Origin of the sequence: Streptomyces cyaneochromogenes, assembly GCF_003963535.1 — a bacterium.
GTDB classification, from domain to species: Bacteria; Actinomycetota; Actinomycetes; order Streptomycetales; family Streptomycetaceae; genus Streptomyces; species Streptomyces shaanxiensis.
Genome location: NZ_CP034539.1, coordinates 3,291,767 through 3,316,130 on the forward strand (window position 1 = coordinate 3,291,767; position 24,364 = coordinate 3,316,130).

Below are 24,364 nucleotides of genomic sequence, written 5' to 3' on the forward strand. Positions count from 1 at the left end.
TCGCCGCCACGAGGGGCGTGCGGTGACTTTTTGCGTCCGGTCCGTGACCGCGCGGTTACCCAGCCGTACGCAAAACGCCGCGGATCGCTCAGAGCGCCGCGGCACCCCGCTCGCGCAATGCCTGGTCGTACTGCTGCAACACCCACAGTTCGTTCTGTACGGCGGCGAGTTGGGCCGGGTCGCCGCCCGCGCCGAGGCGGGTCAGCTGGCTCTGGATGTCGCGGATCCGGCGTTCAACGGCGCGGCGGCGGACGGTGACGAGTTGTTCGCCGGCGTAGTTCTCGTCGACGGCCCGGCGCATGATCGCCTCGACCGCCAGCTCCGTGACCATCGCGCGCACCTGGTCGTCGGGGGCCGCCTCGCGGACGCGGATCAGGTACTCCTGCGCGTCCTGCATGCCGTACTCGGCGCCGCCCGCGTCCAGGATGGCCTGGCGTACGGCGGCGTAGGGCGCGGCGGTGAACTCGTCGACGCCGTACGCGTCGAACGCCGGGGAGACCAACTCGGGGCGCTGCAGGGCGAGTTTGAGGAGCTCGCGTTCGGTGGCGTAGACGGGGTTGCGCAGGGTCAGGGCCGGGCCGGAGGCGCGGGGAGCGGGGGCGGAGTCGTACTGCTGCGGCCCCCGGTTCGCCGGGGCCGGTCCCCTGCCGCCCCGGTCGCGCGCCCAACGTGCCAGCTGCGCCACCCGCTTGACCACGAACTGGGTGTCGAGGATGCCGAGCATGCCCGCGAGCTGGACGGCCACCTCGTGCTGGGCGCCGCTGTTCTTGATGCGGGCGACGATCGGCGCCGCCTCGTCCAGCGCGGACGCGCGGCCCGCCGGGGTGTCGAGGTCGTAGCGGACGACGATCTGGCGCAGCGCGAACTCGAAGAGCGGGGTGCGCGGTTCGACCAGGTCGGAGACCGCCTCGTCGCCCTTGGCCAGGCGCAGTTCGCAGGGGTCCATGCCGTCCGGCGCGATCGCGATGTACGTCTCCGCCGCGAACTTCTGGTCGTCCTCGAAGGCCCGCAGGGCCGCCTTCTGGCCCGCCGCGTCGCCGTCGAAGGTGAAGATCACGCGGGCCGAGCCGTTGTCCATCAGCAGCCGGCGCAGGATCTTGATGTGCTCCCCGCCGAAGGCCGTACCGCAGGTGGCGATGGCGGTGGTGACACCGGCCAGGTGGCAGGCCATGACGTCGGTGTAGCCCTCGACGACGACCGCGCGGCTGGCCTTGGCGATGTCCTTCTTGGCGAGGTCGATGCCGTAGAGGACCTGGGACTTCTTGTAGATCGCGGTGTCGGGGGTGTTGAGGTACTTGGGGCCGTTGTCCGCCTCGTACAGCTTGCGCGCGCCGAAGCCGACCACGTCGCCGCCGATGTCGCGGATCGGCCACATCAGACGGCCCCGGAAGCGGTCGATGGGACCCCGGCGGCCCTCCTGCGAGAGGCCGGACAGGAGCAGTTCCTTGTCGGTGAAGCCCTTGCCGCGCAGGAAGCGGGTGAGGTGGTCCCAGCCCTGGGGGCTGTAGCCGACACCGAAGTGGACGGCGGCGGCTTGGTCGAAGCCGCGCTCGGCGAGGAAGATCCGGCCGGTGTCCGCCTCGGGGCTGGTCGCCAGCTGCTCGGCGTACCAGTCGGCGGCGATCTTGTGGGCTTCGACCAGGCGGATCCGTTCGCCGCGCTGGTGGGAGGGGTTGTAGCCGCCCTCCTCGTAGCGCAGGGTGATGCCGGCCTGGGCGGCGAGGCGCTCGACCGCCTCGGAGAAGGTGAGGTGGTCGACCTTCATCACGAACGTGATGGTGTCGCCGCCCTCCTGGCAGCCGAAGCAGTGGAAGAGTCCCTTGCTCGGGCTGACCTGGAAGGACGGCGACTTCTCGTCGTGGAAGGGGCACAGCCCCTTCAGGTTCCCGCCGCCCGCGCCTCGCAGCTGGAGGTACTCGGACACCACGGCGTCGATCGGGACCGCGTCCCGTACCGCCTTCACGTCCTCGTCGTTGATCCGTCCTGCCACGCGGAGATTCTACGGTGGTGGACTGACACGGGTGACGCTCAGGATGCGCCGCCGGTCAGGCTGTCCAGCGGCACATGCGGGTCCGCCAGCGCCTCCGTGTTCACCTGTGCCTGCGACCGGATCAGCCGCTGGATCTGCTCTGTGACGTCCCACACATTCACGTTCATCCCGGCCAGGACCCTGCCGTCCTTCACCCAGAACGCGATGAACTCCCGCTTCCCGGCGTCGCCCCGGATCACCACTTCGTCGTACGTCCCGGGCGGCGCCCACCCGCTGTACTCCATCCCCAGGTCGTACTGGTCGGAGAAGAAATAGGGCACCCGGTCGTAGACGACGTCCTGGCCGAGCATCGCCCGCGCCGCCGCCGGTCCGCCGTTCAGCGCGTTGGCCCAGTGCTCCACCCGCAGCCGGGTGTCGAACAGGGCGTGCGGGAAGGAGGCGACGTCGCCGGCCGCGTAGATGTCGGGGTCGGAGGTGCGCAGCCGCTCGTCGACCACGACGCCGCGGCCGTGCGCGCGGTCGGCGATCTCCAGGCCCGCCGCCTCCGCGAGGCCGATGCGCGGGGCCGCTCCGATCGCCGCCAGGACGTCGTGCGCGGGGTGCTCCTCGCCGTCGTCGGTGCGCGCGGCCAGCACCATGCCGTCCTGGCCGACGATCTCCGTCAGCCGTCGGCCGAACTGGAAGCGGACCCCGTGCTCGCGATGCAGCTCGGCGAAGACGGCGCCCAGCTCGGGGCCGAGGACGCCGTGCAGCGGGGTGGGGTTGTGCTCGACCACGGTGACCTCGGCGCCGTACTCGCGCGCCGCCGCCGCGACCTCCAGGCCGATCCAGCCGGCGCCGGCGATCACGATGTGCCCGTTGTCCCGGCCCAGCGACATCAGGACGCCCTTGAGTCGCTCGGCGTGCGCGAGGCGGCGCAGGTGGTGGACGCCGGCCAGGTCCGTGCCCGGGATGTCCAGGCGGCGCGGCTCGGCGCCGGTGGCCAGCAGGAGCTTGTCGTAGTGGACGAGCGTGCCGTCCTCGCCGAACCGCACGGTCTTCGCCGTACGGTCGATCGCGTCGACGGTCTGGCCCAGGTGCAGCTCGATGTCGTTGCGCGCGTACCAGGCGGGCTCGTGCACGAAGACGCTGTCGCGCTCCTCCTTGCCGAGCAGGTATCCCTTGGACAGGGGCGGCCGCTCGTACGGGTGGTCGCGCTCGTCGCAGATCAGTATCACCCGCCCGGTGAAGCCCTCCGAACGGAGCGTCTCGGCCGCCTTCGCGCCGGCGAGTCCTCCGCCGACGATGACGAATGTCTGATCCGCGTCGACCACTTGATGCCTCCTACGGGGGGTCTGGGGGGTGTCTCCCCAGAAAACAGCGGGTGCCGCCACATGCGAGCGTCCCGCACGCAGCGTGATGCGGGAAGAGGGGGTGACCCGATCAGGCCACGCAGGGTCACTTTCGAGTGCCTGTTCGCCCCATGTGTCTCACCCGTCGCGGGCCCGTGAGCGCTCCGCGGAGAAGGCCGGCGGCGCGCCTGCCTCCCCCCGGGACAGGCGCTCCCCCCCCACCACGCCAAGGCTCGCGCGATGGCCGGGTCGCGGCGACAGGGGAACCGGGTGTTCCATCTGCGGACCCGGCTCGGTGACGCCCTGATGAACGGTGCCCTTTAGCTCCTTGTGCCCGTACGAACGGTGCTCTTCACGCCCTTTGTGTGAGCCGTGCGTGCAGGGAGCGTGCCGACGCGTCCGTCAGGGACGCGATCTGGTCGACGATCACGCGCCCCCGGGCGCGGTCGTCGGCGGCCGCGTCGAACAGGGCCCGGAACTGCGGGTCCAGCCCGTCGGGCGCCCGGGCGGTGAGTGCCTCGGCCAGTTCGGCGACCACGATCCGCTGGTCGGCGCGGAGCCGCTCCTGCTCGGCGCGCTGCATGACGTACCGGTCGGCGACCGCCTTGAGGACCGCGCACTCCAGGCGGGTCTCGCGCGGTACGACGAGTTCGGCGCCGTAGCGGGTGAGCCGGCCGTCGCCGTACGCCGCGCGGGTGGCGCTCTCCGCGGCCAGGCAGAAGCGGCCGATGAGCTGGCTGGTGGCGTCCTTGAGGCGGGCCTGGGCGACGGCGGAACCGTCATAGCCGTGCGGCCACCACTCCTCGTCCTGGAGCCGGTCGAGGGCGGCGGCCAGTTCGGCGGGGTCGGTGTCCTCGGGGACGTACCGGCCGACGGCCACCGCGAAGACCGCCTGGCGTTCCGGCTCGGCGTGCAGGCAGTTCGGGTCGATGTGGCCGGCGTGCAGGCCGTCCTCGACGTCGTGCACGGAGTACGCCACGTCGTCGGACCAGTCCATGACCTGGGCCTCGAAGGTGGTGCGGGCGCCGGGGGCGTCCTTGCGGACCCAGTCGAAGACGGGGCGGTCGTCCTCGTAGACGCCGAACTTCGGGGACGTCGGGTCGGTGGGGTGGGCGCCTCGGGGCCAGGGGTACTTGGTGGCGGCGTCGAGGGTGGCCCGGGTGAGGTTGAGGCCTACGGAGCCTTCCGGGGTGAACCGTTTGGGTTCGATGCGGGTGAGGAGTCTCAGGGACTGGGCGTTGCCCTCGAAGCCGCCGCAGTCCTCGGCGAACTCGTTGAGGGCGACCTCGCCGTTGTGGCCGAACGGGGGGTGGCCGAGGTCGTGGGAGAGGCAGGCCGCCTCGACGAGGTCGGGGTCGCAGCCGAGGGCCGCGCCGAGTTCTCGGCCCACCTGGGCGCACTCCAGGGAGTGGGTGAGGCGGGTTCTCGGGCTGGGGTCCCAGGCGTTGCTGTGGGTTCCCGGTGTGACGACCTGGGTCTTGCCGGCGAGCCTTCTGAGGGCAGCGGAGTGCAGTACACGGGCGCGATCACGTTGGAAGGCCGTGCGGCCTGGGCGTTTGTCGGGTTCGGGGGCCCAGCGTTCTACTGCCGACTCGTCGTAGTACATGGACCGACAGTACGGGCAGACACTGACAAACGGAGGGCTGTGTTGCGCCTAGTCGTCCGCCGGGTGCTGTTCGTTCGCGGGTGCGGGTTGTGTGTGGCTGGTCGCGCCCACGCGGCGGAGCCGCAAATCGATACAGCCCCGCGCCCCTGGGTTGGCCGTCCCTCCCGGCGATTCAAGCCGACGCCAGTTCCTGTGCTGCCGTGACCGGCGTTGCCACCATCTGGTCGTAGCGGTGCAGGAGCAGTCTCGCCATCGCCGGGTGCGTTCCCAGTGGGGCCGACGCGATCCACGGTGCCGCCTGCGCGCACTCCGTCGCGAAGCGGCCGGGGGCCGTGAAGTAGGAGGCGACCGCCACCCTGGTGCGGCCTCGGGCCGCGAGGTCGCGCAGCGCGTCGGGGACCGTCGGGGCCGCCGTCGTCGCGTAGGCCGGGATCACCGGGACGCCCAGGCGGTCGGCGAGGAGGTGGGCCGTGCGGGAGGTGTCCACCTTGGACTCGGGGTCGCGGGAACCCGCCGCCGCGAGGACCACCGCGCTGGTGCGGCGGGTGTCCTCGTCCATGCGGGTGCGCCAGCCGGCCTCGACCAGGCGGGTGTACAGGGCCTCCACCAGCAGGGGGTGCGGGCCGAGCGCGCCGGCCACGCGGGCGCGTACCCGCGACTCGGCGGCCATCTCGGGGATGTCGCGCTTGATGTGGTAGCCGCGGCTGAGGAGGAGCGGGACGAGGATCGCCTCGCGGTCGCCGAGGGCGGCGAGGGTGTCGGGGAGCAGGGGCTCGTTCAGCTCGATGTGGCCGAGGTGGACCGGCAGGGTGGGGCGCAGCTCGCGGACCTTGTCGAGGAGCGCGCTCACGGTGCTCAGGGCACGCGGGTCGCGGCTCCCGTGGGCCACGACGACGAGCGCATGGGGGTACCGCCCAGGCCGTTCAGGCACTGGGGGAGGTTCGGGGCGCCGCCTGCCGTCGAGCGACACAAGGCTGAGCTGGCGGGCGAGCTGGCTGCTGATCCGGTTCATGATGTGCGCCGTACTGTCGAGGTGGGCCCCCGGGTCGGGGAGGGTCGTGGACTCGTCGCGAGGAGGGTTCGACGCCGTCATGGATCGATGGTGAGGGCGGGACATTGCCTCCCCGTTGCGCGTGAATAACGGGTGTTTACGCCGGGTTCACGGTGGGGTCCTTGGGGGGTGTGAGGTGGCGTGACCTGCGGATTCGTTGGGTGAAGTGAAGCTGGTCACGTTCGAGGCGGTGAACCGACCGGGCTGACAGGACGTCCCTGACTGTCGAGGAACGGGTCGAGAAACAGGCTCTGTGCCGACCGGGAGGGACCGTCCGATGCGCCGACCGAAGCTGCGCCGACCACGTCTGCCGCGCACCCGCACGGGGCAGCGGCGGCTCGTGCAGACCGTGATGCTCGGGTGCGTGCTGGCGCTGCTTCCGGCCACCTGGATGTACGTCGTCACGGGTGACCGGCTGCGCACCACGGCCGACGTGCCGCGCACCGACGTGGCCGTCGTCTTCGGCGCCGGGCTCTGGGCCGGCGAGCCCTCCCCGTACCTCGCCCACCGGCTGGACGCGGCGGCCGAGCTGTACCGTGCGGACCGCGTCGAGGTCGTCCTCGTCACCGGCGACAACAGCCGCAAGGACTACGACGAGCCCGACGCCATGCGGACGTATCTCACCAGGCACGGCGTGCCCGACTCCCGCATCGTCAGCGACTACGCCGGCTTCGACACCTGGGACTCCTGCGTGCGCGCCAAGAAGATCTTCGGCGTCGACGAGGCGGTGCTCATCAGCCAGGGGTTCCACATCCGGCGGGCGGTCGCGCTGTGCGAGGAGGCGGGAGTGACGTCATACGGCGTGGGGGTCGACGCCAAGCACGACGCGACCTGGTACTACGGCGGCACCCGCGAGATCTTCGCGGCCGGCAAGGCCGCCCTGGACGCCGTGTTCGAGCCGGATCCCCGGTTCCTCGGGCCGCGGGAGCCGGGGGTGGCGAACGCGCTGGCGGCGGAGCGATAGCGGCGCCCGCAGCGAGTGACGCATGCCCTCGCACGCAGGTTTTGACGCGCGCACGCCAGCCAACGGTGTGAACAACCCGGCAGAGACGTTCCGTGACCGGACGGCTACCCATAGCGTCCGTGGGTGTGCGGCGGCGGATCGGGCCGACCGCCGCGACCTGGGGGAAAGGACACGTGATGACTCGTCTTCGCTCGCTGTTCGCCACGGCCGCCACGGTGGTACTGATCACCGGCGCGACCGCCGCGGGCAGCGCCACCGCGGCCGAGCCCGCACAGCCGAGGGAGCCGGGCTGCGCCCACGTCCTCGGCTACGGCTCCGGATGGGCGGACATCTACAACGAGTGCGGCTACACCGTCTTCGCCAGCGTCGAGGTCGACGGCTTCGACCCGCCGTGCATCCAGATCGGCCCGGGCGCGGTCGCGACCATCGGTCTGGAGCCGGGCGACACGCCGTACTACGCCTACGAGTGCTGAGCCGGTAACGCGTCCTCTGACCAAGGACCGTCCCTGAGCGGGCGGGAGTGGGGCCCTCGCCCCGCTCCCGCCCTCCGTATGCCGGACCCCGGTGGTGCCTCAGCGTCCGGTGAAGCGCGGCCGGCGCTTCTCCAGGAACGCCGCCATCCCCTCCTTCTGGTCGTCGGTGGCGAACAGGGCGTGGAAGACGCGGCGTTCGAAGAGAATGCCGTCGCGCAGCCCCGTCTCCAGGGCCCGGTCGACGCACTCGCGGGCCGCCGTGACCGCCGCGCGGCCGTACGAGGCGATCGTCGCCGCCGCCTCCAGGGCCTCGGGCAGGACCCGGTCGTCGGGGACCACCCGGGAGACAAGTCCGCAGCCGCCGGCCTCCCGTGCGTCCATCGTGCGGCCGGTGAGCACCAGGTCCATCGCCTTCGCCCGGCCGACCAGCCGGGTCAGGCGCTGGGTGCCGCCGATGCCGGGGATCACGCCCAGCTTGATCTCCGGCTGGCCGAAGACCGCCGACTCCCCCGCGATGACGAGGTCGCACATCATCGCCAGCTCACAACCTCCGCCCAGCGCGAAGCCGTTGACGGCTGCGATCCTCGGGGTGCGCAGGGCCGCGAAGTCCTCCCAGGCCCCGAAGTAGTCCTCGGCAGCCATCTGCGCGGCCGTCCTGCCCGCCATCTCCTTGATGTCGGCGCCGGCCGCGAACACCCGCTCCGAGCCGGTGACGACGAAGCAGCCCACCTCGGGGTCGGTGTCCAACGGGCGCAGGGTGTCCAGGAGTTCGGCCAGCAGGTCGCCGCTCAGCGCGTTGAGCACGTGCGGGCGGTGCAGGCGTACGGTCACCACGGCGCCGTCGCGCTCGATCTTCAGGTTGTCCATGAGTGCCTCCAGGTTCACGGGGGTCTACGAGTCCCAGATCGCGCCGTACGCCGGTATCCCGCGCCGCTCCAGGCCGTGCACCACCTGCCAGGTGAGCTTCTTGTTGGAGATGCAGATGACGGCCTCGGCCCCGAAGTCCCGGTACGCCTCGTAGGCGAGCCGCACCATGTCCGGCTTGCCGTGCCGGGAGGTGTCCCAGACCAGGGCGTGCGGCTGGACGGCGAGGATCTCGTCGACCAGGTCGTCGCCGTAGGTGGTCCGGGGGTCGCGGGTCGCCCAGACCAGGCGGGCGGGGACCTCGGCGGCCAGTAGATGGGGCAGACAGGGGCCGATGCCGCTGCCGGTGGCGACGTAGACCACCTTCTTGAACAGGGTCTCGATGTTGGCGACGCCCGCCGTGGTGATGCCCTTGACCCACACCTTCGGCGGCAGGTCGTCGATGAACGACCCGGTCCAGTCCCCGGCGCGCGAGATGGTGAGCCGGAAGCCGGACTCGCCGGGGGCCGGGACGTTGGCGAAGGAGTGCCACTCGGTGAGCGGGCTGCGGCTGATCGCCGTGGAGGAGCCCGCGAAGGGGGTCTCGCCGTGGTCGAAGCGGGCGAGGACCACGTGCGGGGAGGGGCGTTCGAGGCGTACGGGGACCTTGCGCAGCCGTAGCCAGGGCAGGGCAACGCTGAAGGTGACGACCGCAAGGACGGACACCTCCACCGGGCCCGGCGTGGACAGGAGCGTGTGCGCCCAGAAGAGGGCGAGGGCGCTCCAGCCGCCGAAGCGGTGGATCTTCTCGAAGTGGTCGTGGTGGCGGGAGCGGAAGGGCGGCAGGGCGGTGGCGACGATCACGGCGAGGAGTGCGACGAGGGTCCAGCTCACCACCGCCGACGGGCCGTCGGCCCCGGTGAGCGTCAGCGCCAGGAACCAGGCCGCGCCCGCCAGCGCCCCGCCGACGTGCAGTCCGCCGAAGTGGTACACCTTGCCCAGCGTCCAGCGGATCTTCAGCGGCCAGGTGGGCGGCGCCCAGGTCGCCAGCCGGAAGAAGAGGTTGATGACGTACTGCTGGCGCACGAGGACGGCGAGCGCGAGGTCGGCGAGGGCCGCGCGGCCCATGGTCTGCGGGGACGGGACCCAGCTCGCCCACAGGAAGGCCAGGTTCGCGGTGAGGACCAGTGCCGCCAGCCGGTTGTAGTGCATCAGGCGGGGGTGCTTGAGCAGGCGGCGTGGGAGCGAGGTGAGCGGGGGCAGTTCGACGGCCTCGCGGCGCAGGAAGGTGGTCATCGGGCCACCGCCATGCGCTCCTCGACCATCCGCAGCAGCGCCTGCTTGTCGATCTTGCCGCGGTCGGTCTCCGGCAGGAAAGGCAGGGGCATGACATGTTCGGGGACGCAGTAGTACGGCAGGGCGTCCGCCACCGCGCGCCGGGCCGTGTCCGGGTCGACGTCCGCCGGGCAGACGAAGGAGACGAGGGTGCGCGAATCCCGCTTCAGGGTCACGGCGCGCAGACAGCCCTCCACCCGCTCCAGTACCGAGGAGACGGAGTCGAGCTCGACCCGGAAGCCGCGCACCTTGACCTGGTCGTCGGTGCGGCCGAGGTGTTCGAGTGTGCCGTCGGGGGTCCAGCGGCCGAGGTCGCGGGTGCGGAACATACGGCGGCCGGCGCCCAGGAACGGGTCCGGGGCGTAGCGCTCGGCATTGAGCGCGTCGTTGCCGAGATACCCGGCCGACACGCAGTCGCCGCCCGCCCACATCTCCCCCACCTCGCCGATGGGCAGCGGGCGGCGGCCCGCGTCGAGAACGTAGACCGTGTTGTTGGGGGTGGGGCGGCCGATGCTGAGCAGCGGGTCGGACGGGCGGTGGCGCTGCATCGTGTTGACGATGGTCGTCTCGGTCGGGCCGCAGCAGTTGTGGAAGGCGGCGGTGCGGGCCCATCGGTCGGCGAGCGGGCGCGGGCAGGGCTCACCGGCGACGGCGACCGTGCGGACGCGCGGGCAGGCCGCCGGATCGATGCCGGACAGCACGGTCGGGGTCGCGACGATGACGTCGGCCGTACGGGCCGCCGCCGCGATGTCCTTGCCGCGGATCACGAGGGTGCCGCCGTGGGTGAGACAGCCGAGGATCTCCCAGGCGGCCATGTCGAAGGCGACGTTGAGCAGCTGAGCGACCCGGTCGCCGGGGCGGATGCCGAGGCCGCCGGGTTCGGTGAGGAGGATGTTGGCGACGTTGCGGTGGGTGACCTTCACCCCGTTGGGGCGGCCGGTGGTGCCCGAGGTGAACAGGACGTAGCAGCCGTCGTCGGGCCCCGTCCGGGTGCGCGGTCTCGTGCCGTACGGCTGTGGCTCGTCCAGCGTGATCATCAGGTGGCCGTCGGGCAGCGGCACGCGGTGGGCGTGCTCGGCGACCGTGAGGACGACGCGGGTACGGGCGGTGCGGACGACATGGGCGAGCTGGTCCGGGGGCGTGAGGCCGATGTCCTGGGGGACGTAGGCGGCGCCCGCCTTCAGGATGCCGAGCAGGCCGACGAGCATCGGGATCGAGCGGCGCACGAAGAGGCCGACGTGATCACCGGGACGGACGCCCTCGCGGGCCAGCCGGGCGGCGAGGGCGTCGGCGTGCCGGTCCAGCTCGCCGTAGGTGATGCGGTCGCCCAGGTGCTCGGCGGCGACGGCGTGCGGGGCGGCCGCGGCCTGCCGTTCGACGGCACGGTGGACGAGCGGGTCGGGGACGGGGACGGTGGGGCCGCGACCGTACTGCCAGAACAGGCGCTGGTCACGGGGGGTGAGATGGCCCAGCGGGCCGGGGGTGCGCAGGGGCATGACGTGGGGACCTCCTGGCTTTTTCGAATGTCGAATGCCGTGCGGAGTCCATGCGTCGTACAGCGCTAGCGCAGTGCTGGACGTGCGCACGACTGTAGCTCCGACTCTTCAACTCTCAACAAGGCGTGATCGGCCAACTACGAGACTGAATGAGCCACATGTGGCCTCTTTCACATCAGCGGCAACTTTCGTACCGCCCGGCGGCGACTCCATGCGGGGCGCCTGTGCGCCTCACGGCGGCCGGGCGGCGACGGGGAGGTCACCGTCCCGGCCGCGTAACAGGGAGCCGTGCCGCACGTAACACGTCCGACTCACGCTGGACGGTATGCCGAACTCCGCGACGCCCACGCACTGCCCGTACTGCGCCCTGCAGTGCGGAATGAACCTCACGCCCCAGCAGGACGGGGGTGTCGCGGTGGTCGAGCGCCCGGACTTCCCGGTGAACAAGGGAGCGCTGTGCGGCAAGGGCCGTACGGCGCCCGCGGTGCTGGCCCAGGGCGTCCGGCTGACCTCGCCGCTGGTGCGGTCGGGCGGCACGCTCGTGCCGGCGAGCTGGGACGAGGCGCTGGACCGCATCGCCGAGGGCCTGGGCCGCACGCGTACGGAACATGGCCCGGACGCGTGCGGGGTCTTCGGCGGTGGCGGCCTGACGAACGAGAAGGCGTACAGCCTCGGCAAGTTCGCGAGGATCGTGCTCGGCACCTCGCAGATCGACTACAACGGGCGTTTCTGCATGTCGTCGGCGGCAGCGGCCGGAATCAAGGCCTTCGGGCTCGACCGGGGGCTGCCGTTCCCGCTGGAGGACATCCCGAAGACGGGCTGCGTCATCCTGGTCGGCTCCAACCTCGCGGAGACGATGCCTCCCTCGCTCCGCTACTTCAGCGAGCTGCGCGAGAACGGCGGCAAGCTCATCGTCATCGACCCGCGCCGCACCAGGACCGCCGAGCAGGCCGACCTGCACCTGGCGCCCCGCCCCGGCACCGACCTCGCGCTCGCCCTCGGCCTGCTGCACCTGGTCGTCGCCGAGGGGCGGGTCGACGAGGAGTACGTCCAGGAGCGCACGGTCGGCTGGGAGGAGGCGCGGGCAGCGGCGATGGCGCACTGGCCGGAGTACGTGGAGCGGATCACGGGGGTGTCCGTTCCCCAACTCCGGGAGACCGTACAGCTGTTCTGCGAGCCGGAGCACGCGATGGTGCTGACCGCGCGCGGGCCCGAGCAGCAGTCCAAGGGCACCGACACCGTGGGCGCGTGGATCAACCTGTGCCTGGCGACGGGACGGGCGGGCCGCCCGCTGTCCGGATACGGCTGCCTCACCGGGCAGGGCAACGGCCAGGGCGGGCGCGAACACGGCCAGAAAGCCGACCAGTTGCCCGGCTACCGCAAGCTGGACGACCCGGCTGCGCGGCGGCATGTCGCGGAGGTGTGGGGTGTGGACCCGGACAGCCTGCCGGGGCCGGGGCGCAGTGCGTACGAGCTGCTCGACGCGCTGGGTACGGACATCAGGGCCCTGCTGCTGATGGCCTCGAACCCGGTGGTGTCGGCGCCGCGTGCCGCGCACATCGAGGAGCGCATCAGGTCGCTCGACTTCCTCGCCGTCTGTGACGTCGTGCTGTCGGAGACGGCGGAGCTCGCGGACGTCGTCCTGCCGGTCACGCAGTGGGCCGAGGAGACGGGGACGACGACCAACCTGGAGGGCCGCGTGCTGCTCCGCAGGCGCGCGATCACCCCGCCCGAGGGCATCCGCAGCGACCTGGAGGTCATGCACGAGCTCGCGGCGCGGCTGGGCGGCGAGAAGGGCCTGGAGAAGGGCTTCCCGACGGACCCCGAGGAGGTCTTCGAGGAGCTGCGCCGGGCGAGCGCCGGCGGGCCCGCGGACTACTCGGGGATCACGTACCGGAGGCTGGTGGAGGAGAACGGCGTGTTCTGGCCGTGCCCGGCGCCGGCAGCCGTCCATGACGGCTCGGCCGGCTCCCAGGACTCCCAGGACTCCGAGGACGCCTCGTTGGACGCGCTCGCGGGAGCCGACGACCCGACGCGGGACGCCGAGACCGACGCGCCCACGGACGGTACGGACGACGCGGTGCACCCCGGCACGCCCCGCCTCTTCCTCGACCGGTTCGCCACCCCCGACGGGCGGGCGCGGTTCGTCCCCGTCTCGCACCGCGCCGTCGCCGAGGAACCCGACGACGAGTACCCGGTGCTGCTGACGACCGGCCGGGTCGTGGCGCAGTACCAGTCCGGCGCCCAGACCCGCCGCGTCGACGAGCTGAACAACGCCGCACCGGGCCCGTTCGTGGAACTCCACCCCCGGCTGGCGGCACGCCTCGGGGCGGCCGAGGGCGATCCGGTGGCCGTGATCTCGCGCCGGGGCCGGGCGGTCGCCCCCGCCCGCATCACGACCGGCATCCGTCCGGACACCGTCTTCATGCCGTTCCACTGGCCGGGCGAGGGCCGCGCCAACACCCTGACCAACCCGGCGCTGGATCCGACGTCGCGGATGCCGGAGTTCAAGGCGTGTGCGGTGCGGGTGGAAGCCGTCAAGTCGTAGGCGTCCCTGGAGCGACGCCCAGGGATCAACCGGAGCGGACCGCCCAGTCGCCGCCCGCGATGAGGTTGCCGCGCCTGCGCAGGCGCGCGGCCACCGACGGGGCGGCGACATACACCCACGCCCGTACGGCCGTTCCGTCCGCGTCGCGGACCACCTCGCGGGCGACGCGTTCGTAGAGGTTGCGCGGGTCGTCCGGGGCGTACTCCTCCAGGTGGTCGAGGGCGGCGAGCAGCGCGGGGTACTCCTCGGGGCGGGCGGTGACGAGGTCGCCGTGCACGGTGCCGCCGCCCGGTTCCTCCACGGCGTACGGGTAGCCCGGGCCGTCGTACAGCAACGCCCCGACCAGCCGTGCCGGTTCCTCCGCGAGCGTGCGGTCGCGCAGAAAGGCGTCGTGGTTGGGCTCGCCGGGGCGCAGGGTGCCGTAGACGAAGAACGGAAGTCGGGGAGAGGGGCTCACAGGAACGATTCTCTCCCCTCACACACCTCCACGTATTCACCCTGGCCATGGCATGTGCACGGCCCCTTGAATCTTGGTCATCCTCCGCGCCGCCAAGCTTCAAGGAGACCGATGAGCCGAATACGGCCGTACATCCGAGGTTCCCGTCTCGCCCAGGCGGGCCTCGCCGTCACCGCCGCCGGCCTGTTGGCCACGGCACTCTCCCCCACCGCCGGTGCGGACGACAGTCCGACCAGGGCCACCGCGCTCGAGAACGCGGCGTCCGTCCTGGCGGACCGCGCGGCGAGCCTCGGGCTGACCGCCGCGCAGGACACCACCGTGCGGGACGTGGTCGTGGACGCGGACGGCACACAGCATGTGCGCTACGACCGTACCTACCGCCAACTCCCCGTCCTCGGCGGCGACTTCGTTCTCCACCTGGCCAAGGACGGCACATACCGCAGCGCCTCCCGCGCCACCGCGGGCACCCTCTCCCTGTCGAGCATCACCCCCAAGGTCTCCGCACCGAAGGCGGCCGACCTCGCGGCGACCGCGCTGCGCGCCGCGAACGTCGGCGAGACGCTCAAGCGGCTGACGTCCAAGCCCCAGCTGGTCGTCGACGCCCTGCACGGCACCCCGAAGCTGGCCTGGCGGACCGACGCCGCCGCCCAGGACTCGCTCGGCAACCCGGTCGCCCGCACGGTGCTGACCGACGCCCGCACCGGCGCGGAGATCGACGCGTGGGACAGCATCGAGACCGCCTCGGGCGACGGGAAGTCCCTGTACGGCGGCACGGTGCCGCTGGAGACGACGCGGTCGGGATCGACGTACCAGCTCAAGGACGCGACGCGCGGCGGCACTTACACCGGTGACGCCGCGAACAAGACCGACCTGTGCCTGCTGACCGTCTGCCTCAGCCGCGCCCCGGCGACGGTGTTCACGGACGCCGACAACCACTGGGGCACGGGTGCGGCGACCGACCGGTCGACCGTCGCGGTGGACGCGCAGTACGGCACGGACGTGACGTGGGACTACTACGAGGACGTCCACGGCCGCAAGGGCATCGCGGGGGACGGCAAGGGCTCGTTCAACCGCGTGCACTACGGCAACGCCTACAACAACGCCTTCTGGGACGACAGTTGCTTCTGCATGACGTACGGCGACGGTGACGGCACCCAGCTCGGTCCGCTGGTGTCGCTGGACGTGGCCGGGCACGAGATGACGCACGGCGTGACGTCGAAGACCGCGGCGCTGACGTACTCGGGCGAGTCCGGCGGGCTGAACGAGGCGACCTCCGACATCTTCGGCACACTGGTGGAGTTCCACGCGGGCAACTCCTCGGATCCGGGCGACTATCTGATCGGCGAGAAGATCGTGCGGTCGGGGCTGGGGCGGGACGCCCTGCGGTACATGGACAAGCCGTCCAAGGACGGTGTCTCGGTGGACTGCTGGAGCACGACCACAGCTGACCTCGACGTCCACTACTCGTCCGGCGTCGGCAACCACTTCGCCTATCTGCTCGCCGAGGGGAGTGGGGCGAAGACCGTCAACGGTGTCAGTTACAACTCGCCCACCTGCAACGGCTCTTCGGTGGACGGGATCGGGCGGGACAAGCTCGGGGCGATCTGGTACCGGGCGCTGACCGTCTACATGACGTCCTCGACGAAGTACGCGGGTGCGCGGACGGCGACGCTGAACGCGGCGCGGGATCTGTACGGGGCCGACAGTGCGGAGCGCTCCGCTGTGGCGGCGGCGTGGAGTGCGGTGAACGTGGGCTGAGCCGCGGGGCTCGGGACAGCGCCGTCGGGGTGAGCTGCGTGGCCGGCTGCGGGTCGTATGTGGCCGGTCGCGCAGTTCCCCGCGCCCCTGGGTCGGCTGGACTCACGCCGATTCCAGCCCGCCCGGTCACCCGTTCACACCCCTCACCCCGCGCCCATCCGGTTCTCTTCCGCGGGACCCCCGGCAAGCCGCGATGACCTGCTGAAACGCCTCCGCGTCCGCGATCCCGCGCGCTCCCTCCGACACCCATTCACCCTATTTTTGACGTTTCCTCAGGAAGCGCTCCCGCCCGGCTGCCTCTTACCTCGGAAGGGCAGGGGCTCGGCCGAGGCGGCGGCACATGGGGGTGTCGCGGGTCGTGAGTCCGTGAGCTCGGAGGAGCATCGATGCGACGTACCGCCCGTCTGCTGGCCGGGACCGCGCTGGCTGTCGGCACCGCCGGTCTCGTCGTCACGCCCGCGTACGGCGACGGTGGCGGCCTGGAGCTGTCCCCGTCCCCGGTCGTGCCGGGTGGGCAGGTGAGCGTGGAAACGGCCGCTTGCCGGGACGGCGGTGCGGCGGGCGACGCCAGCGCCGTGGGCGCCGGTGCGTTCACCCTGGCGCCGGGCTCGGACGAGCAGGACGCGAGCGGGCGGTTCCGGGTGCCGCCGAGCGCACAGCCGGGGACGTACGAGATCGTCGCCACCTGCGCCGAAGGCGGCCGTCGGGTGAGCGGGGACCTGGTGGTCACCCTGACGGCCCCGAGCGAGCAGGTGCATCCGAGAGGAAGTGTGAAGACGGGGGTCGGCGGCGCTCTCGGCGACGACGACCCCGTGCAGACCGCGGCCGGCGTGACGGCTCTCGCCGTCGCCGCCGCGGGCGGTACCTGGCTCCTGCATCGCCGGGCGAGAGGCGACGGGATCTGACGGACACCCTCCGCTGTCCGTCCACCGGTACCGCACGTCCCCTCCCCCTCCGGGTCCGACGCCCCTCGCGGCCCGGAGGGGGATCGGGCGACCCGGCAGAGCTTTCAGGAGGCTCGCGTGCGCAGTCACCGCGGCGTCGGCAACGCCGCCATAGCCGCCGTCACCGTCCTCGCCCTGTGCTCCGGCGCCTGGCTGCTGAGCGACGGCGACGAGACACACGCCCCGCCACAGCCGTCGGCCGCGCAGGGGCGAGGGGACGGGCAGTCCGAGCGGGCCGGGGAGAACGGGCGGGCGGAGGAGACCGGGCGGGCCGCGGAAACCCGTGGTCCGCACGCCGAGCCGCGCTCCCCGAACGCCACGCGCCCCGCCGCCCCCGCGCTCCCGCCCTCCCCTCCCGACCGCATCCGCATCCCCGCGATCCGCGTCGACGCCCCTCTCATGGGCCTGGGCCTGACGAAGACGGGCAGCCTCGACGTGCCGCCCGCCGAGCGGAAGAACCTGGCCGGCTGGTACGAGGCCGGCACCACGCCCGGCGAGACCGGCACCGCGATCGTCGCCGGGCACGTCGACAACGCCGACGGGCCCGCCGTCTTCTACCGCCTCGGCGCCCTGAGGAAGGGCAGCACCATCGAGGTGGACCGGCGGGACGGCGGCACGGCGCTGTTCTCCGTGGACGCGGTCGAGGTGTACGACGCGAAGGGCTTCCCGGACGAGAAGGTGTACGGCGCGGCGCCGCGCCCCGAGCTGCGGGTGATCACCTGCGGCGGCGGCTACTCACGGACGACCGGCTACCAGGGCAACGTCGTCGTCTTCGCGCACCTCACCGGCAGCCGCTGACCCCTGCGCACGGTCATCCAGGATGTTCTCCCGGCCCCAGGCCGCGAGCGGCGCCAGGGCGTCGTTGAGCGAGGTGCCCCGCGGTGTCAGGGAGTACTCGACGCGCGGCGGCACCTCGTCGTACGCCCTCCGGTGCACGATGCCGTCGGCCTCCAGTTCGCGCAGCTGGGCGGCGAGGACCTTCTCGGTCACGCCCGGGAGCTCGCGGCGCAGCTCGCCGAAACGGCGCGGGCGCTCGATCAGCTCCCAGAGGATCAGCACCTTCCACTTGCCGCCGATCACGTCCATCGCCGCGTCGGTCCCGCAGACGTACGCCCCCGGCCGTCGTCCGATCGGCATGCTGCCCCTCCCCTGTCAGGACTCTTTCCCCGAGGTAACCACCCACTCCGAAGTGCGTACTTGAGCGGGCCGTACCCTGCGACGAGCCTAACCGTCATGACTGACAGCCCGGTTGCCCCGCGAACCTCCCTCACCTCTCCCACTCCTCTCACCCTTCTCGGCACCGGCGCCATGGGCGTCGCCCTGGCCCGCGCCTGGCTCGCCGCCGGACACCCCGTGACCGTCTGGAACCGCACCGCGGCCCGCGCCGAGCCGCTGGCCGCCGAGGGTGCGACGGTCGCCGCGAGCGCCGCCGAGGCGGTGGCCGCGAACCGGCTGGTCGTCGTCTGTCTGCTGGACGACGCCTCGGTCGGCGAGGCCCTCGGCGATGCCGACCTGACCGGCCGTGACCTGGTGAACCTCACCACCGGGACACCCGCCCAGGGCCGTGCCCGCGCCACCTGGGCCGAAGCACGGGGCGCTCGTTTCCTGGACGCGGGGATCATGGCCGTACCGCCGATGATCGGGCACGCGGAGTCGGGGGCGTACGTCTTCTACAGCGGCTCGCCCGGCCTCTTCGAGGAGCACGGCGACACCCTCGCCGTCCCGGCCGGCACTCGCTACGTCGGCGCGGACCCGGGCTTCGCTGCGCTGCACGACGTGGCGTTGCTGAGCGCGATGAGCGGCATGTTCGCGGGCGTGCTGCACGCCTTCGCGCTGATCCGGCAGGAGGACATCGCACCGAAGGACTTCGCGCCGCTGCTCGTGTCGTGGCTCGGCGCGATGGCGCCCAACGCGCTCAAGGCCGCCGACCAGTTGCAGAGCGGCGACTACGGCAAGGACGTCGTCTCCAACCTCGCGATGCAGGTCGCGGGCAACGCCACCCTGCTGGCCACCGCCGAGGAGCAGGGCGTGAGCCCGGAGCTGCTGACGCCGTACATGGCCCTGCTGGAGCGGTGGCAGGCCGAGGGGCACGGCACCGAGGACACCACCGGTGCGGTCGAACTGCTCGATGCGCGGGGCGGGGGCGCGCCGGGCGGTCGGTAGGCGGGTGCCTTCGGGGGCGTGCCCTGGGGGCTTCGTCGCCCCCCCCGCCTGACGGGCCGACAGGTGCTGGACCAGTGACGCCCCTTCCTCCGCGGGCATCTGCCGCTAGGCGATCCACTGCTCGTACGCCAGCTTCGCCACCAGCGCGAACACCACCGTCAGCAGCACGCCCCGGACGAAACCGCTGCCCTTCTTCAGCGCCGTACGGGCCCCCAGCGTGCCGCCCGCCAGGTTGAACACCGCCATCACCGCGGCCAGTTGCCACAGGACCGTGCCCTGCCAGGCGAAGGTGGCCAGGGCGCCGGCGTTGGTGCAGCAGTTGACGATCTTGGCGGTGGCGGAGGCGGTGACGAGGTCGAGGTGGAGTACGGCGGTCAGGGCGAGGACCAGGAACGTGCCGGTGCCGGGGCCGATCAGGCCGTCGTAGAAGCCGATGCCCAGGCCGGCGAGGCCGATCGCGGCGAGGATCTGGCGGCGGGTGGCCGGGCCCGTCGCCGGGGCCGTGCCGAAGGCGGGGCGCAGGATCACGAAGGCGGCGACGGCGAGCAGCACCACCATGATCACGGGCTTCAGCACCTCGGTGCTCATGCCGGCCGCGAAGAAGGCACCGGCGGAGGAGCCCGCGAGCGCCGCCAGTCCGATGCGTACGGCGAGGCGCACGTCCACGGGTGCCTTGCGGGCGTAGGTGACCGCGGCGCCCGTCGTGCCGACGATCGCGACCGCCTTGTTGGTGCCGAGCGCGTACGCGGCCGGGGTGCTCGCGGGGAGGCCGAGCAGCAGGGCCGGGAGCAGGAGGAGGCCTCCGCCGCCGACCACGGCGTCGATCCAGCCGGCCGCGAGGGCCGCGAGACACAGGACGACGAACGTGGTCAGCGATATGTCGGGCATGATCGCGACCCTAGGCGGATGATGCGTGCACGGTCCATGTACATGAGGAGTATCTGAGGTTCGGAGGTTCGGTGGGTTCGCGGCGGAGTCCCGGGCGGGCCGGGCTCGGGCCGGGAACCGGGATCTTCGTAGACGATGGTGGCTGCACGGAAACCCCGGGTGGGGTCGGCCCCGCCCCTGCCTTCCCGAACGACCTCACAGCCGGACCCCACCGCCCCCGCCGAACCCTCACACCGGTCCACGGCCCCCGCTGAGGGCAGCGTTCCTCGCGGGAAACAGATGTGATGCGGTCGGGTAACACCCGCATCGCACGCTCCTGGACATGACCTCGAATACGCGTGTGGTGGTGATCGGCGCCGGACTCGCGGGCGTACGACTCGCCCGGCGGCTCGGCGAGCTGGGCACGCCCGTGACGCTCGTCGGCGACGAGGAGCACCGCCCGTACAACCGGGTGCTGCTCGCCGAGGTGCTGGCCGGACGGTACAGCCCCGATGTGATCGCCCTCCCGGCGCCCGCGGAGCTGGTGCGCGGCCAGGTCACGGGCATCGACCGCGAGATGCGAGCCGTACATCTCGCGGACGGCTCGGAGATCGCATACGACACACTCGTGCTGGCCACCGGCTCCAACCCGGTGCTCCCGCCCCTGCGCGGTCTGTTCACCCCCGACCGCGTGCTGCCCGAGGGTGTGCACGCGTTCCGGACGATGGACGACTGCCTGGGGCTTTCGAAGGCCGTACGGCCGGGGGTCCGGGCGGTCGTCATCGGCGGCGGGCTCCTCGGGGTCTCCGCGGCCCGCGCGCTCGCCCAGCGCGGCGCGCAGGTGGTGCTGGCCCAGCAGGGCGAGCGGCTCATGGAGCGCCAGCTCGACCCGAGCGCGTCGAAGCTGGTCAAGCGGCACCTCAAGGACCTCGGCGTCGAGATCCACACCGAGTGCCGGGTGCGTGACGTGCGCTGCGTCGCCGGCGCGGTCCGTTCGGTGGAGATGGCCGACGGGTACGCCCTCGACGCCGACCTCGTGGTCCTGGCCTGCGGGGTCCACCCGCGCGCGGGCCTCGCACAGGCCGCCGGCCTCGATGTGCGCAAGGGGATCGTCGTCGACGACGAGCTCCGTACGTCCGACCCGCACATCCGGGCCATAGGCGACTGCGTCCAGCACGACGGCACCGTCTACGGACTCGCCACCCCGGCGCTCGAACAGGCCGAGGTGCTGGCCGAGCTGCTGGCCGGCGAGGCCGGTGACGCGGGCGCCCGTTACACCGGCACCCGCGCGCTGACCCGGCTCACGCTCGTCGGGCACGACTCCCCCTTCGACCTCGCCGCCTTCGGCGAGACCGAGCCGCTGCCCGGGGACGACGTCGTGCAGCTCGCGGACGCCACCCGCGGCACCTACCGCAAGGTCGTCGTCCGCGACGACCGCCTGGTCGGCGGGGTTCTCGTCGGCGAACTCGGCACCGTCGGCGCGCTCGCCCGCGCCTGGGAGGGAGCAGAGCCGCTCCCCGACGACGGCCCCCTGCTCCACCTGCTCACCAACGATGGAGGCTCCTGATGACCGCCGCCCTCGGGGTCACCCCCACAATCGTGCTCGTCGGCCATGGCATGGTCGGCCAGCGCTTCCTCGAAGCGCTCGCCGCGCGCGGCCTGACCGCCACGCACCGCGTGGTCGTGCTGTGCGAGGAGCCGCGTCCCGCGTACGACCGCGTCGCCCTCACTTCGTACTTCTCGGGCAAGACGCCCGAGGACCTCTCCATGACCGACATGGAGTTCATCAACGACCACGGCATCGAGCTGTACGTCGGCGACCCGGCCGAGGCGGTCGACCGCGAGACGAGGCAGGTCACGGCCAGGTCCGGCAAGGTCTTCACGTACGACACCCTCGTCCTCGCCACCGGCTCCTTCCCCTTCGTGCCGCCGGTCCCGAACAAGGACGCCGAGGGCTGCTTCGTCTACCGCACGATCGACGACCTCCTCGCCATCGAGGAGTACGCCAAGACCCGCACGACCGGTGCCGTGGTCGGCGGCGGTCTGCTGGGTCTCGAGGCCGCCGGTGCGCTCAAGGGTCTCGGGCTCACCTCCCACATCGTGGAGTTCGCGCCCCGGCTGATGCCGGTCCAGGTCGACGAGGGCGGTGGCGCCGCGCTGCTGCGGACCATCGAGGAGATGGGCCTGACCGTCCACACGGGCGTCGGCACGCAGGAGATCGTCATCGACGAGTCCGGCGCGGTCACCGGCATGAAGCTCTCCGACGGCTCCGAACTCGCCACCGACCTGGTGGTGTTCTCCGCCGGTGTCCGCCCCCGCGACCAGCTGGCCCGCGACTGCGGCCTGACGGTCGGCGAGCGCGGCGGTATCACTGTCGACGAGCAGTGCCGCACGGTCGCCGACCCGCACGTCTTCGCGATCGGCGAGTGCGCACTGGCCTCCGACGGCCGGGTGTACGGCCTGGTGGCCCCGGGGTACGAGCAGGCCGAGACGGCCGCCGCCACGATCGCCGCCGACGAGTCGGAGCAGCTGACCTTCACCGGCGCCGACCTCTCCACCAAGCTGAAGCTCCTCGGCGTCGACGTGGCGTCCTTCGGCGACGCGCACGGCACCGCCGAGGACTGCCTGGACGTCGTGTACTCCGACTCCCGCGCCGGCCTGTACAAGAAGCTGGTCATCGGCCGCGACGGCACGCTGCTCGGCGGCATCCTGGTCGGCGACGCGGAGGCGTACGGCACGCTGAAGGCGTTCACCGGCTCGGTCCCGCCGGTCTCGCCCGAGTCGCTGGTGCTGCCGGCCGGCGCCGGGGCGCCCGCCCAGCTCGGCCCGTCCGCGCTGCCGGACGAGGCGATCATCTGCTCCTGCAACAACGTCACCAAGGGCACGATCCGCGGCGCGGTCACCGACCATCAGTGCACGACCGTGCCCGAGGTGAAGAAGTGCACCAAGGCCGGTACGACCTGCGGCAGTTGCGTCAAGGTCCTCGGCCAGCTGATCAACGCGGAGCTGGAGGCGTCCGGCGTCGAGGTCGACAAGGGCCTGTGCGGCTGCTTCGCGCAGACCCGCGAGGAGCTGTACGAGATCGTCCTCGCCCTGCGCATCAACACCTACCAGGACCTCCTCGACCGCTACGGCCGCGACGGCGCCCGGGGCGGCGACGGCTGCGAGGTCTGCAAGCCGGCGGTCGGCTCGATCATCGCCTCGCTCGCCCCGACGATCGGCGCGAGCGGCTATGTCCTGGACGGCGAGCAGGCGGCGCTGCAGGACAGCAACGACCACTTCCTCGCCAACATCCAGAAGAACGGCTCGTACTCCGTCGTACCGCGGATCGCCGGTGGTGAGATCACGCCGGAGGGCCTGATCGTGATCGGCGAGATCGCCCGCGACTTCGGCCTCTACACGAAGATCACCGGCGGCCAGCGGATCGACATGTTCGGCGCGCGGGTGGAGCAACTCCCGCTGATCTGGGCGCGGTTGGTGGACGCGGGCTTCGAGTCCGGGCACGCGTACGGCAAGGCGCTGCGCACCGTGAAGTCCTGCGTCGGCCAGACCTGGTGCCGCTACGGCGTCCAGGACTCGGTCCGGATGGCGATCGACCTGGAGCTGCGCTACCGGGGTCTGCGCTCCCCGCACAAGCTGAAGTCGGCGGTCTCCGGCTGCCAGCGCGAGTGCGCGGAGGCCCAGTCGAAGGACTTCGGCGTGATCGCCACCGCGGCCGGCTGGAACCTCTACGTCGGCGGCAACGGCGGCGCGACCCCGCGCCACGCGGACCTCCTCGCCCAGGATCTGTCCGACGCCGAGCTGATCCGCCTGATCGACCGCTTCCTGATGTTCTACATCCGCACCGCGGACCGCCTGGAGCGCACGAGCGTGTGGCTGGAGCGGATCCCCGGCGGCCTGGACCACGTGCGCGACGTGGTCGTCGAGGACTCCCTCGGCATCTGCGAGGAGCTGGAGTCGCTGATGGCGGCCCATGTCGCGAACTACCGCGACGAGTGGGCGGAGACCATCAAGGACCCGGAGAAGCTGGCCCGCTTCGTCTCCTTCATCAACGCGCCCGACACCCCCGACCCGGTCGTCGGCTTCGTCCCCGAGCGCGACCAGATCAAGCCCGACCTGCCGCTGCTGACCATCGGCCAGCGCCCCCTGGAAGGAAGCGCCCAGCGATGACCCTGGCACCCGAGACGACCGACCTGAAGGTCCAGGTACGCCTGGGCGAGGACTGGCTGACGGTCTGCGACCTGCCCCGGCTGCTCCCCGGCCGCGGTGTGGCGGCCCTGCTGCCGGACGGCAGCCAGGTGGCCCTCTTCCGCGACCGCGCGGGCCGGCTGTACGCCATCGACAACCGCGACCCGTTCGGTGGGGCGGCGGTGCTCTCCCGCGGCCTGACCGGCAGCCACCAGGGCCGCCCGTTCGTGGCCTCGCCCCTGCTGAAGCAGCGGTTCGACCTGGAGTCCGGGCAGTGCCTGGACGACGAGACGGTGCGGGTGGCGACGTACGAGATCCGTACGTCCTGACCCCTCAGCTCGACCGAGCTT

20 protein-coding genes are annotated in these 24,364 nt (G+C 72.1%); 10 read left to right on the forward strand and 10 right to left on the reverse strand.

Annotated elements, in window-relative coordinates; genetic code table 11:
• Positions 1 to 88: 88 nt before the first annotated feature.
• From dnaG to EJ357_RS14700, 4 genes are all read right to left on the reverse strand, one after another.
• Positions 89 to 1,990 carry a DNA primase gene (gene dnaG, locus EJ357_RS14685; protein ID WP_126392044.1) on the reverse strand — a complete coding sequence of 634 codons (1,902 nt, stop codon included), beginning with the start codon at positions 1,988 to 1,990 and terminating at the stop codon, positions 89 to 91.
• A 38-nt stretch (positions 1,991 to 2,028) separates the two neighbouring features.
• Entirely contained in the window at positions 2,029 to 3,303 is a 1,275-nt protein-coding gene (locus tag EJ357_RS14690) for an NAD(P)/FAD-dependent oxidoreductase (protein ID WP_126392045.1), read from the reverse strand.
• Positions 3,304 to 3,673: 370 nt separating this feature from the next.
• Positions 3,674 to 4,927, reverse strand: coding sequence for a deoxyguanosinetriphosphate triphosphohydrolase (locus tag EJ357_RS14695; protein ID WP_126392046.1), 1,254 nt, complete (start codon positions 4,925 to 4,927; stop codon positions 3,674 to 3,676).
• Positions 4,928 to 5,099: 172 nt separating this feature from the next.
• Positions 5,100 to 6,020, reverse strand: coding sequence for a sirohydrochlorin chelatase (locus tag EJ357_RS14700; RefSeq protein ID WP_126392047.1), 921 nt, complete (start codon positions 6,018 to 6,020; stop codon positions 5,100 to 5,102).
• Between the two features lie 235 nt (positions 6,021 to 6,255).
• On the opposite strand from EJ357_RS14700, the gene EJ357_RS14705 reads away from it, so the two are divergent.
• Positions 6,256 to 6,942 carry a SanA/YdcF family protein gene (locus tag EJ357_RS14705; protein ID WP_126392048.1) on the forward strand — a complete coding sequence of 229 codons (687 nt, stop codon included), beginning with the start codon at positions 6,256 to 6,258 and terminating at the stop codon, positions 6,940 to 6,942.
• A gap of 176 nt (positions 6,943 to 7,118) precedes the next feature.
• Complete coding sequence (locus EJ357_RS14710; RefSeq protein WP_126392049.1) at positions 7,119 to 7,415, forward strand: hypothetical protein; 297 nt, start codon at positions 7,119 to 7,121, stop codon at positions 7,413 to 7,415.
• Positions 7,416 to 7,514: 99 nt separating this feature from the next.
• On the opposite strand, the gene EJ357_RS14715 is transcribed toward EJ357_RS14710, so the two are convergent.
• Genes EJ357_RS14715 through EJ357_RS14725 form a run of 3 tightly spaced genes read right to left on the reverse strand, consistent with a single transcriptional unit; the run spans position 7,515 to position 11,089 of the window.
• Positions 7,515 to 8,282 carry an enoyl-CoA hydratase-related protein gene (locus EJ357_RS14715; RefSeq protein WP_126392050.1) on the reverse strand — a complete coding sequence of 256 codons (768 nt, stop codon included), beginning with the start codon at positions 8,280 to 8,282 and terminating at the stop codon, positions 7,515 to 7,517.
• Positions 8,283 to 8,306: 24 nt separating this feature from the next.
• Positions 8,307 to 9,554: a ferredoxin reductase domain-containing protein gene (locus EJ357_RS14720; RefSeq protein WP_126392051.1), complete on the reverse strand. Its 1,248-nt coding sequence runs from the start codon at positions 9,552 to 9,554 to the stop codon at positions 8,307 to 8,309.
• Complete coding sequence (locus EJ357_RS14725; protein WP_126392052.1) at positions 9,551 to 11,089, reverse strand: amino acid adenylation domain-containing protein; 1,539 nt, start codon at positions 11,087 to 11,089, stop codon at positions 9,551 to 9,553. Before EJ357_RS14725 ends, EJ357_RS14720 begins: the two co-directional genes overlap by 4 nt.
• A gap of 325 nt (positions 11,090 to 11,414) precedes the next feature.
• Between EJ357_RS14725 and EJ357_RS14730 the strand changes: the two genes are divergently transcribed.
• On the forward strand, positions 11,415 to 13,637 hold the full coding sequence (locus tag EJ357_RS14730; RefSeq protein WP_126392053.1) for a molybdopterin oxidoreductase family protein: 2,223 nt from the start codon (positions 11,415 to 11,417) through the stop codon (positions 13,635 to 13,637).
• A gap of 25 nt (positions 13,638 to 13,662) precedes the next feature.
• Here EJ357_RS14730 and EJ357_RS14735 read toward each other — a convergent pair whose 3' ends face one another.
• The gene (locus tag EJ357_RS14735) at positions 13,663 to 14,094 is read right to left on the reverse strand and encodes a gamma-glutamylcyclotransferase family protein (RefSeq protein ID WP_126392054.1); all 432 of its coding nucleotides are present in this window, start codon (positions 14,092 to 14,094) and stop codon (positions 13,663 to 13,665) included.
• 111 nt (positions 14,095 to 14,205) lie between these two features.
• Between EJ357_RS14735 and EJ357_RS14740 the strand changes: the two genes are divergently transcribed.
• The 3 genes from EJ357_RS14740 (at position 14,206) to EJ357_RS14750 (ending at position 17,594) form a co-directional block, all read left to right on the forward strand.
• Positions 14,206 to 15,852: a M4 family metallopeptidase gene (locus EJ357_RS14740; protein ID WP_126392055.1), complete on the forward strand. Its 1,647-nt coding sequence runs from the start codon at positions 14,206 to 14,208 to the stop codon at positions 15,850 to 15,852.
• Positions 15,853 to 16,238: 386 nt separating this feature from the next.
• Positions 16,239 to 16,757 carry a hypothetical protein gene (locus EJ357_RS14745; protein WP_126392056.1) on the forward strand — a complete coding sequence of 173 codons (519 nt, stop codon included), beginning with the start codon at positions 16,239 to 16,241 and terminating at the stop codon, positions 16,755 to 16,757.
• 117 nt (positions 16,758 to 16,874) lie between these two features.
• Complete coding sequence (locus EJ357_RS14750; RefSeq protein ID WP_126392057.1) at positions 16,875 to 17,594, forward strand: class F sortase; 720 nt, start codon at positions 16,875 to 16,877, stop codon at positions 17,592 to 17,594.
• On the opposite strand, the gene EJ357_RS14755 is transcribed toward EJ357_RS14750, so the two are convergent.
• A complete protein-coding gene (locus EJ357_RS14755; RefSeq protein ID WP_126392058.1) occupies positions 17,532 to 17,933 on the reverse strand; it encodes a winged helix-turn-helix transcriptional regulator in 402 nt (133 codons plus the stop codon). The genes EJ357_RS14750 and EJ357_RS14755 overlap by 63 nt on opposite strands.
• A gap of 96 nt (positions 17,934 to 18,029) precedes the next feature.
• Between EJ357_RS14755 and EJ357_RS14760 the strand changes: the two genes are divergently transcribed.
• Positions 18,030 to 18,959, forward strand: a complete 930-nt coding sequence (locus tag EJ357_RS14760; protein WP_126392059.1) for an NAD(P)-dependent oxidoreductase — start codon at positions 18,030 to 18,032, stop codon at positions 18,957 to 18,959.
• A 105-nt stretch (positions 18,960 to 19,064) separates the two neighbouring features.
• Here EJ357_RS14760 and EJ357_RS14765 read toward each other — a convergent pair whose 3' ends face one another.
• Positions 19,065 to 19,847, reverse strand: coding sequence for a sulfite exporter TauE/SafE family protein (locus EJ357_RS14765; protein WP_126392060.1), 783 nt, complete (start codon positions 19,845 to 19,847; stop codon positions 19,065 to 19,067).
• A gap of 322 nt (positions 19,848 to 20,169) precedes the next feature.
• Here EJ357_RS14765 and EJ357_RS14770 point away from each other — a divergent pair, with 322 nt between their 5' ends.
• From EJ357_RS14770 to nirD, 3 genes are read left to right on the forward strand one after another with little or no spacing between them, the layout of a single operon-like run.
• Positions 20,170 to 21,393 carry an NAD(P)/FAD-dependent oxidoreductase gene (locus EJ357_RS14770; protein WP_126392061.1) on the forward strand — a complete coding sequence of 408 codons (1,224 nt, stop codon included), beginning with the start codon at positions 20,170 to 20,172 and terminating at the stop codon, positions 21,391 to 21,393.
• Entirely contained in the window at positions 21,393 to 23,996 is a 2,604-nt protein-coding gene (gene nirB / locus EJ357_RS14775; protein ID WP_126392062.1) for a nitrite reductase large subunit NirB, read from the forward strand. Before EJ357_RS14770 ends, nirB begins: the two co-directional genes overlap by 1 nt.
• The gene (gene nirD / locus EJ357_RS14780) at positions 23,993 to 24,343 is read left to right on the forward strand and encodes a nitrite reductase small subunit NirD (protein WP_126392063.1); all 351 of its coding nucleotides are present in this window, start codon (positions 23,993 to 23,995) and stop codon (positions 24,341 to 24,343) included. The genes nirB and nirD overlap by 4 nt, the downstream gene beginning before the upstream one ends.
• The last annotated feature ends 21 nt before the right edge of the window (positions 24,344 to 24,364 follow it).

Excerpts from the sequence above, each read along its gene's own strand:
- EJ357_RS14755 (WP_126392058.1), bottom strand. The coding sequence starts at position 17,933 with ATGCCGATCGGACGACGGCCGGGGGCGTACGTCTGCGGGACCGACGCG.
- EJ357_RS14695 (WP_126392046.1), bottom strand. The coding sequence starts at position 4,927 with ATGTACTACGACGAGTCGGCAGTAGAACGCTGGGCCCCCGAACCCGAC.
- EJ357_RS14770 (WP_126392061.1), top strand. The coding sequence starts at position 20,170 with ATGACCTCGAATACGCGTGTGGTGGTGATCGGCGCCGGACTCGCGGGC.
- EJ357_RS14710 (WP_126392049.1), top strand. The coding sequence starts at position 7,119 with ATGACTCGTCTTCGCTCGCTGTTCGCCACGGCCGCCACGGTGGTACTG.
- EJ357_RS14730 (WP_126392053.1), top strand. The coding sequence starts at position 11,415 with ATGCCGAACTCCGCGACGCCCACGCACTGCCCGTACTGCGCCCTGCAG.
- EJ357_RS14745 (WP_126392056.1), top strand. The coding sequence starts at position 16,239 with ATGCGACGTACCGCCCGTCTGCTGGCCGGGACCGCGCTGGCTGTCGGC.
- EJ357_RS14725 (WP_126392052.1), bottom strand. The coding sequence starts at position 11,089 with ATGCCCCTGCGCACCCCCGGCCCGCTGGGCCATCTCACCCCCCGTGAC.
- EJ357_RS14765 (WP_126392060.1), bottom strand. The coding sequence starts at position 19,847 with ATGCCCGACATATCGCTGACCACGTTCGTCGTCCTGTGTCTCGCGGCC.
- EJ357_RS14705 (WP_126392048.1), top strand. The coding sequence starts at position 6,256 with ATGCGCCGACCGAAGCTGCGCCGACCACGTCTGCCGCGCACCCGCACG.
- EJ357_RS14700 (WP_126392047.1), bottom strand. The coding sequence starts at position 6,020 with ATGACGGCGTCGAACCCTCCTCGCGACGAGTCCACGACCCTCCCCGAC.
- EJ357_RS14720 (WP_126392051.1), bottom strand. The coding sequence starts at position 9,554 with ATGACCACCTTCCTGCGCCGCGAGGCCGTCGAACTGCCCCCGCTCACC.
- EJ357_RS14760 (WP_126392059.1), top strand. The coding sequence starts at position 18,030 with ATGACTGACAGCCCGGTTGCCCCGCGAACCTCCCTCACCTCTCCCACT.
- nirB (WP_126392062.1), top strand. The coding sequence starts at position 21,393 with ATGACCGCCGCCCTCGGGGTCACCCCCACAATCGTGCTCGTCGGCCAT.
- EJ357_RS14715 (WP_126392050.1), bottom strand. The coding sequence starts at position 8,282 with ATGGACAACCTGAAGATCGAGCGCGACGGCGCCGTGGTGACCGTACGC.
- EJ357_RS14740 (WP_126392055.1), top strand. The coding sequence starts at position 14,206 with ATGAGCCGAATACGGCCGTACATCCGAGGTTCCCGTCTCGCCCAGGCG.
- nirD (WP_126392063.1), top strand. The coding sequence starts at position 23,993 with ATGACCCTGGCACCCGAGACGACCGACCTGAAGGTCCAGGTACGCCTG.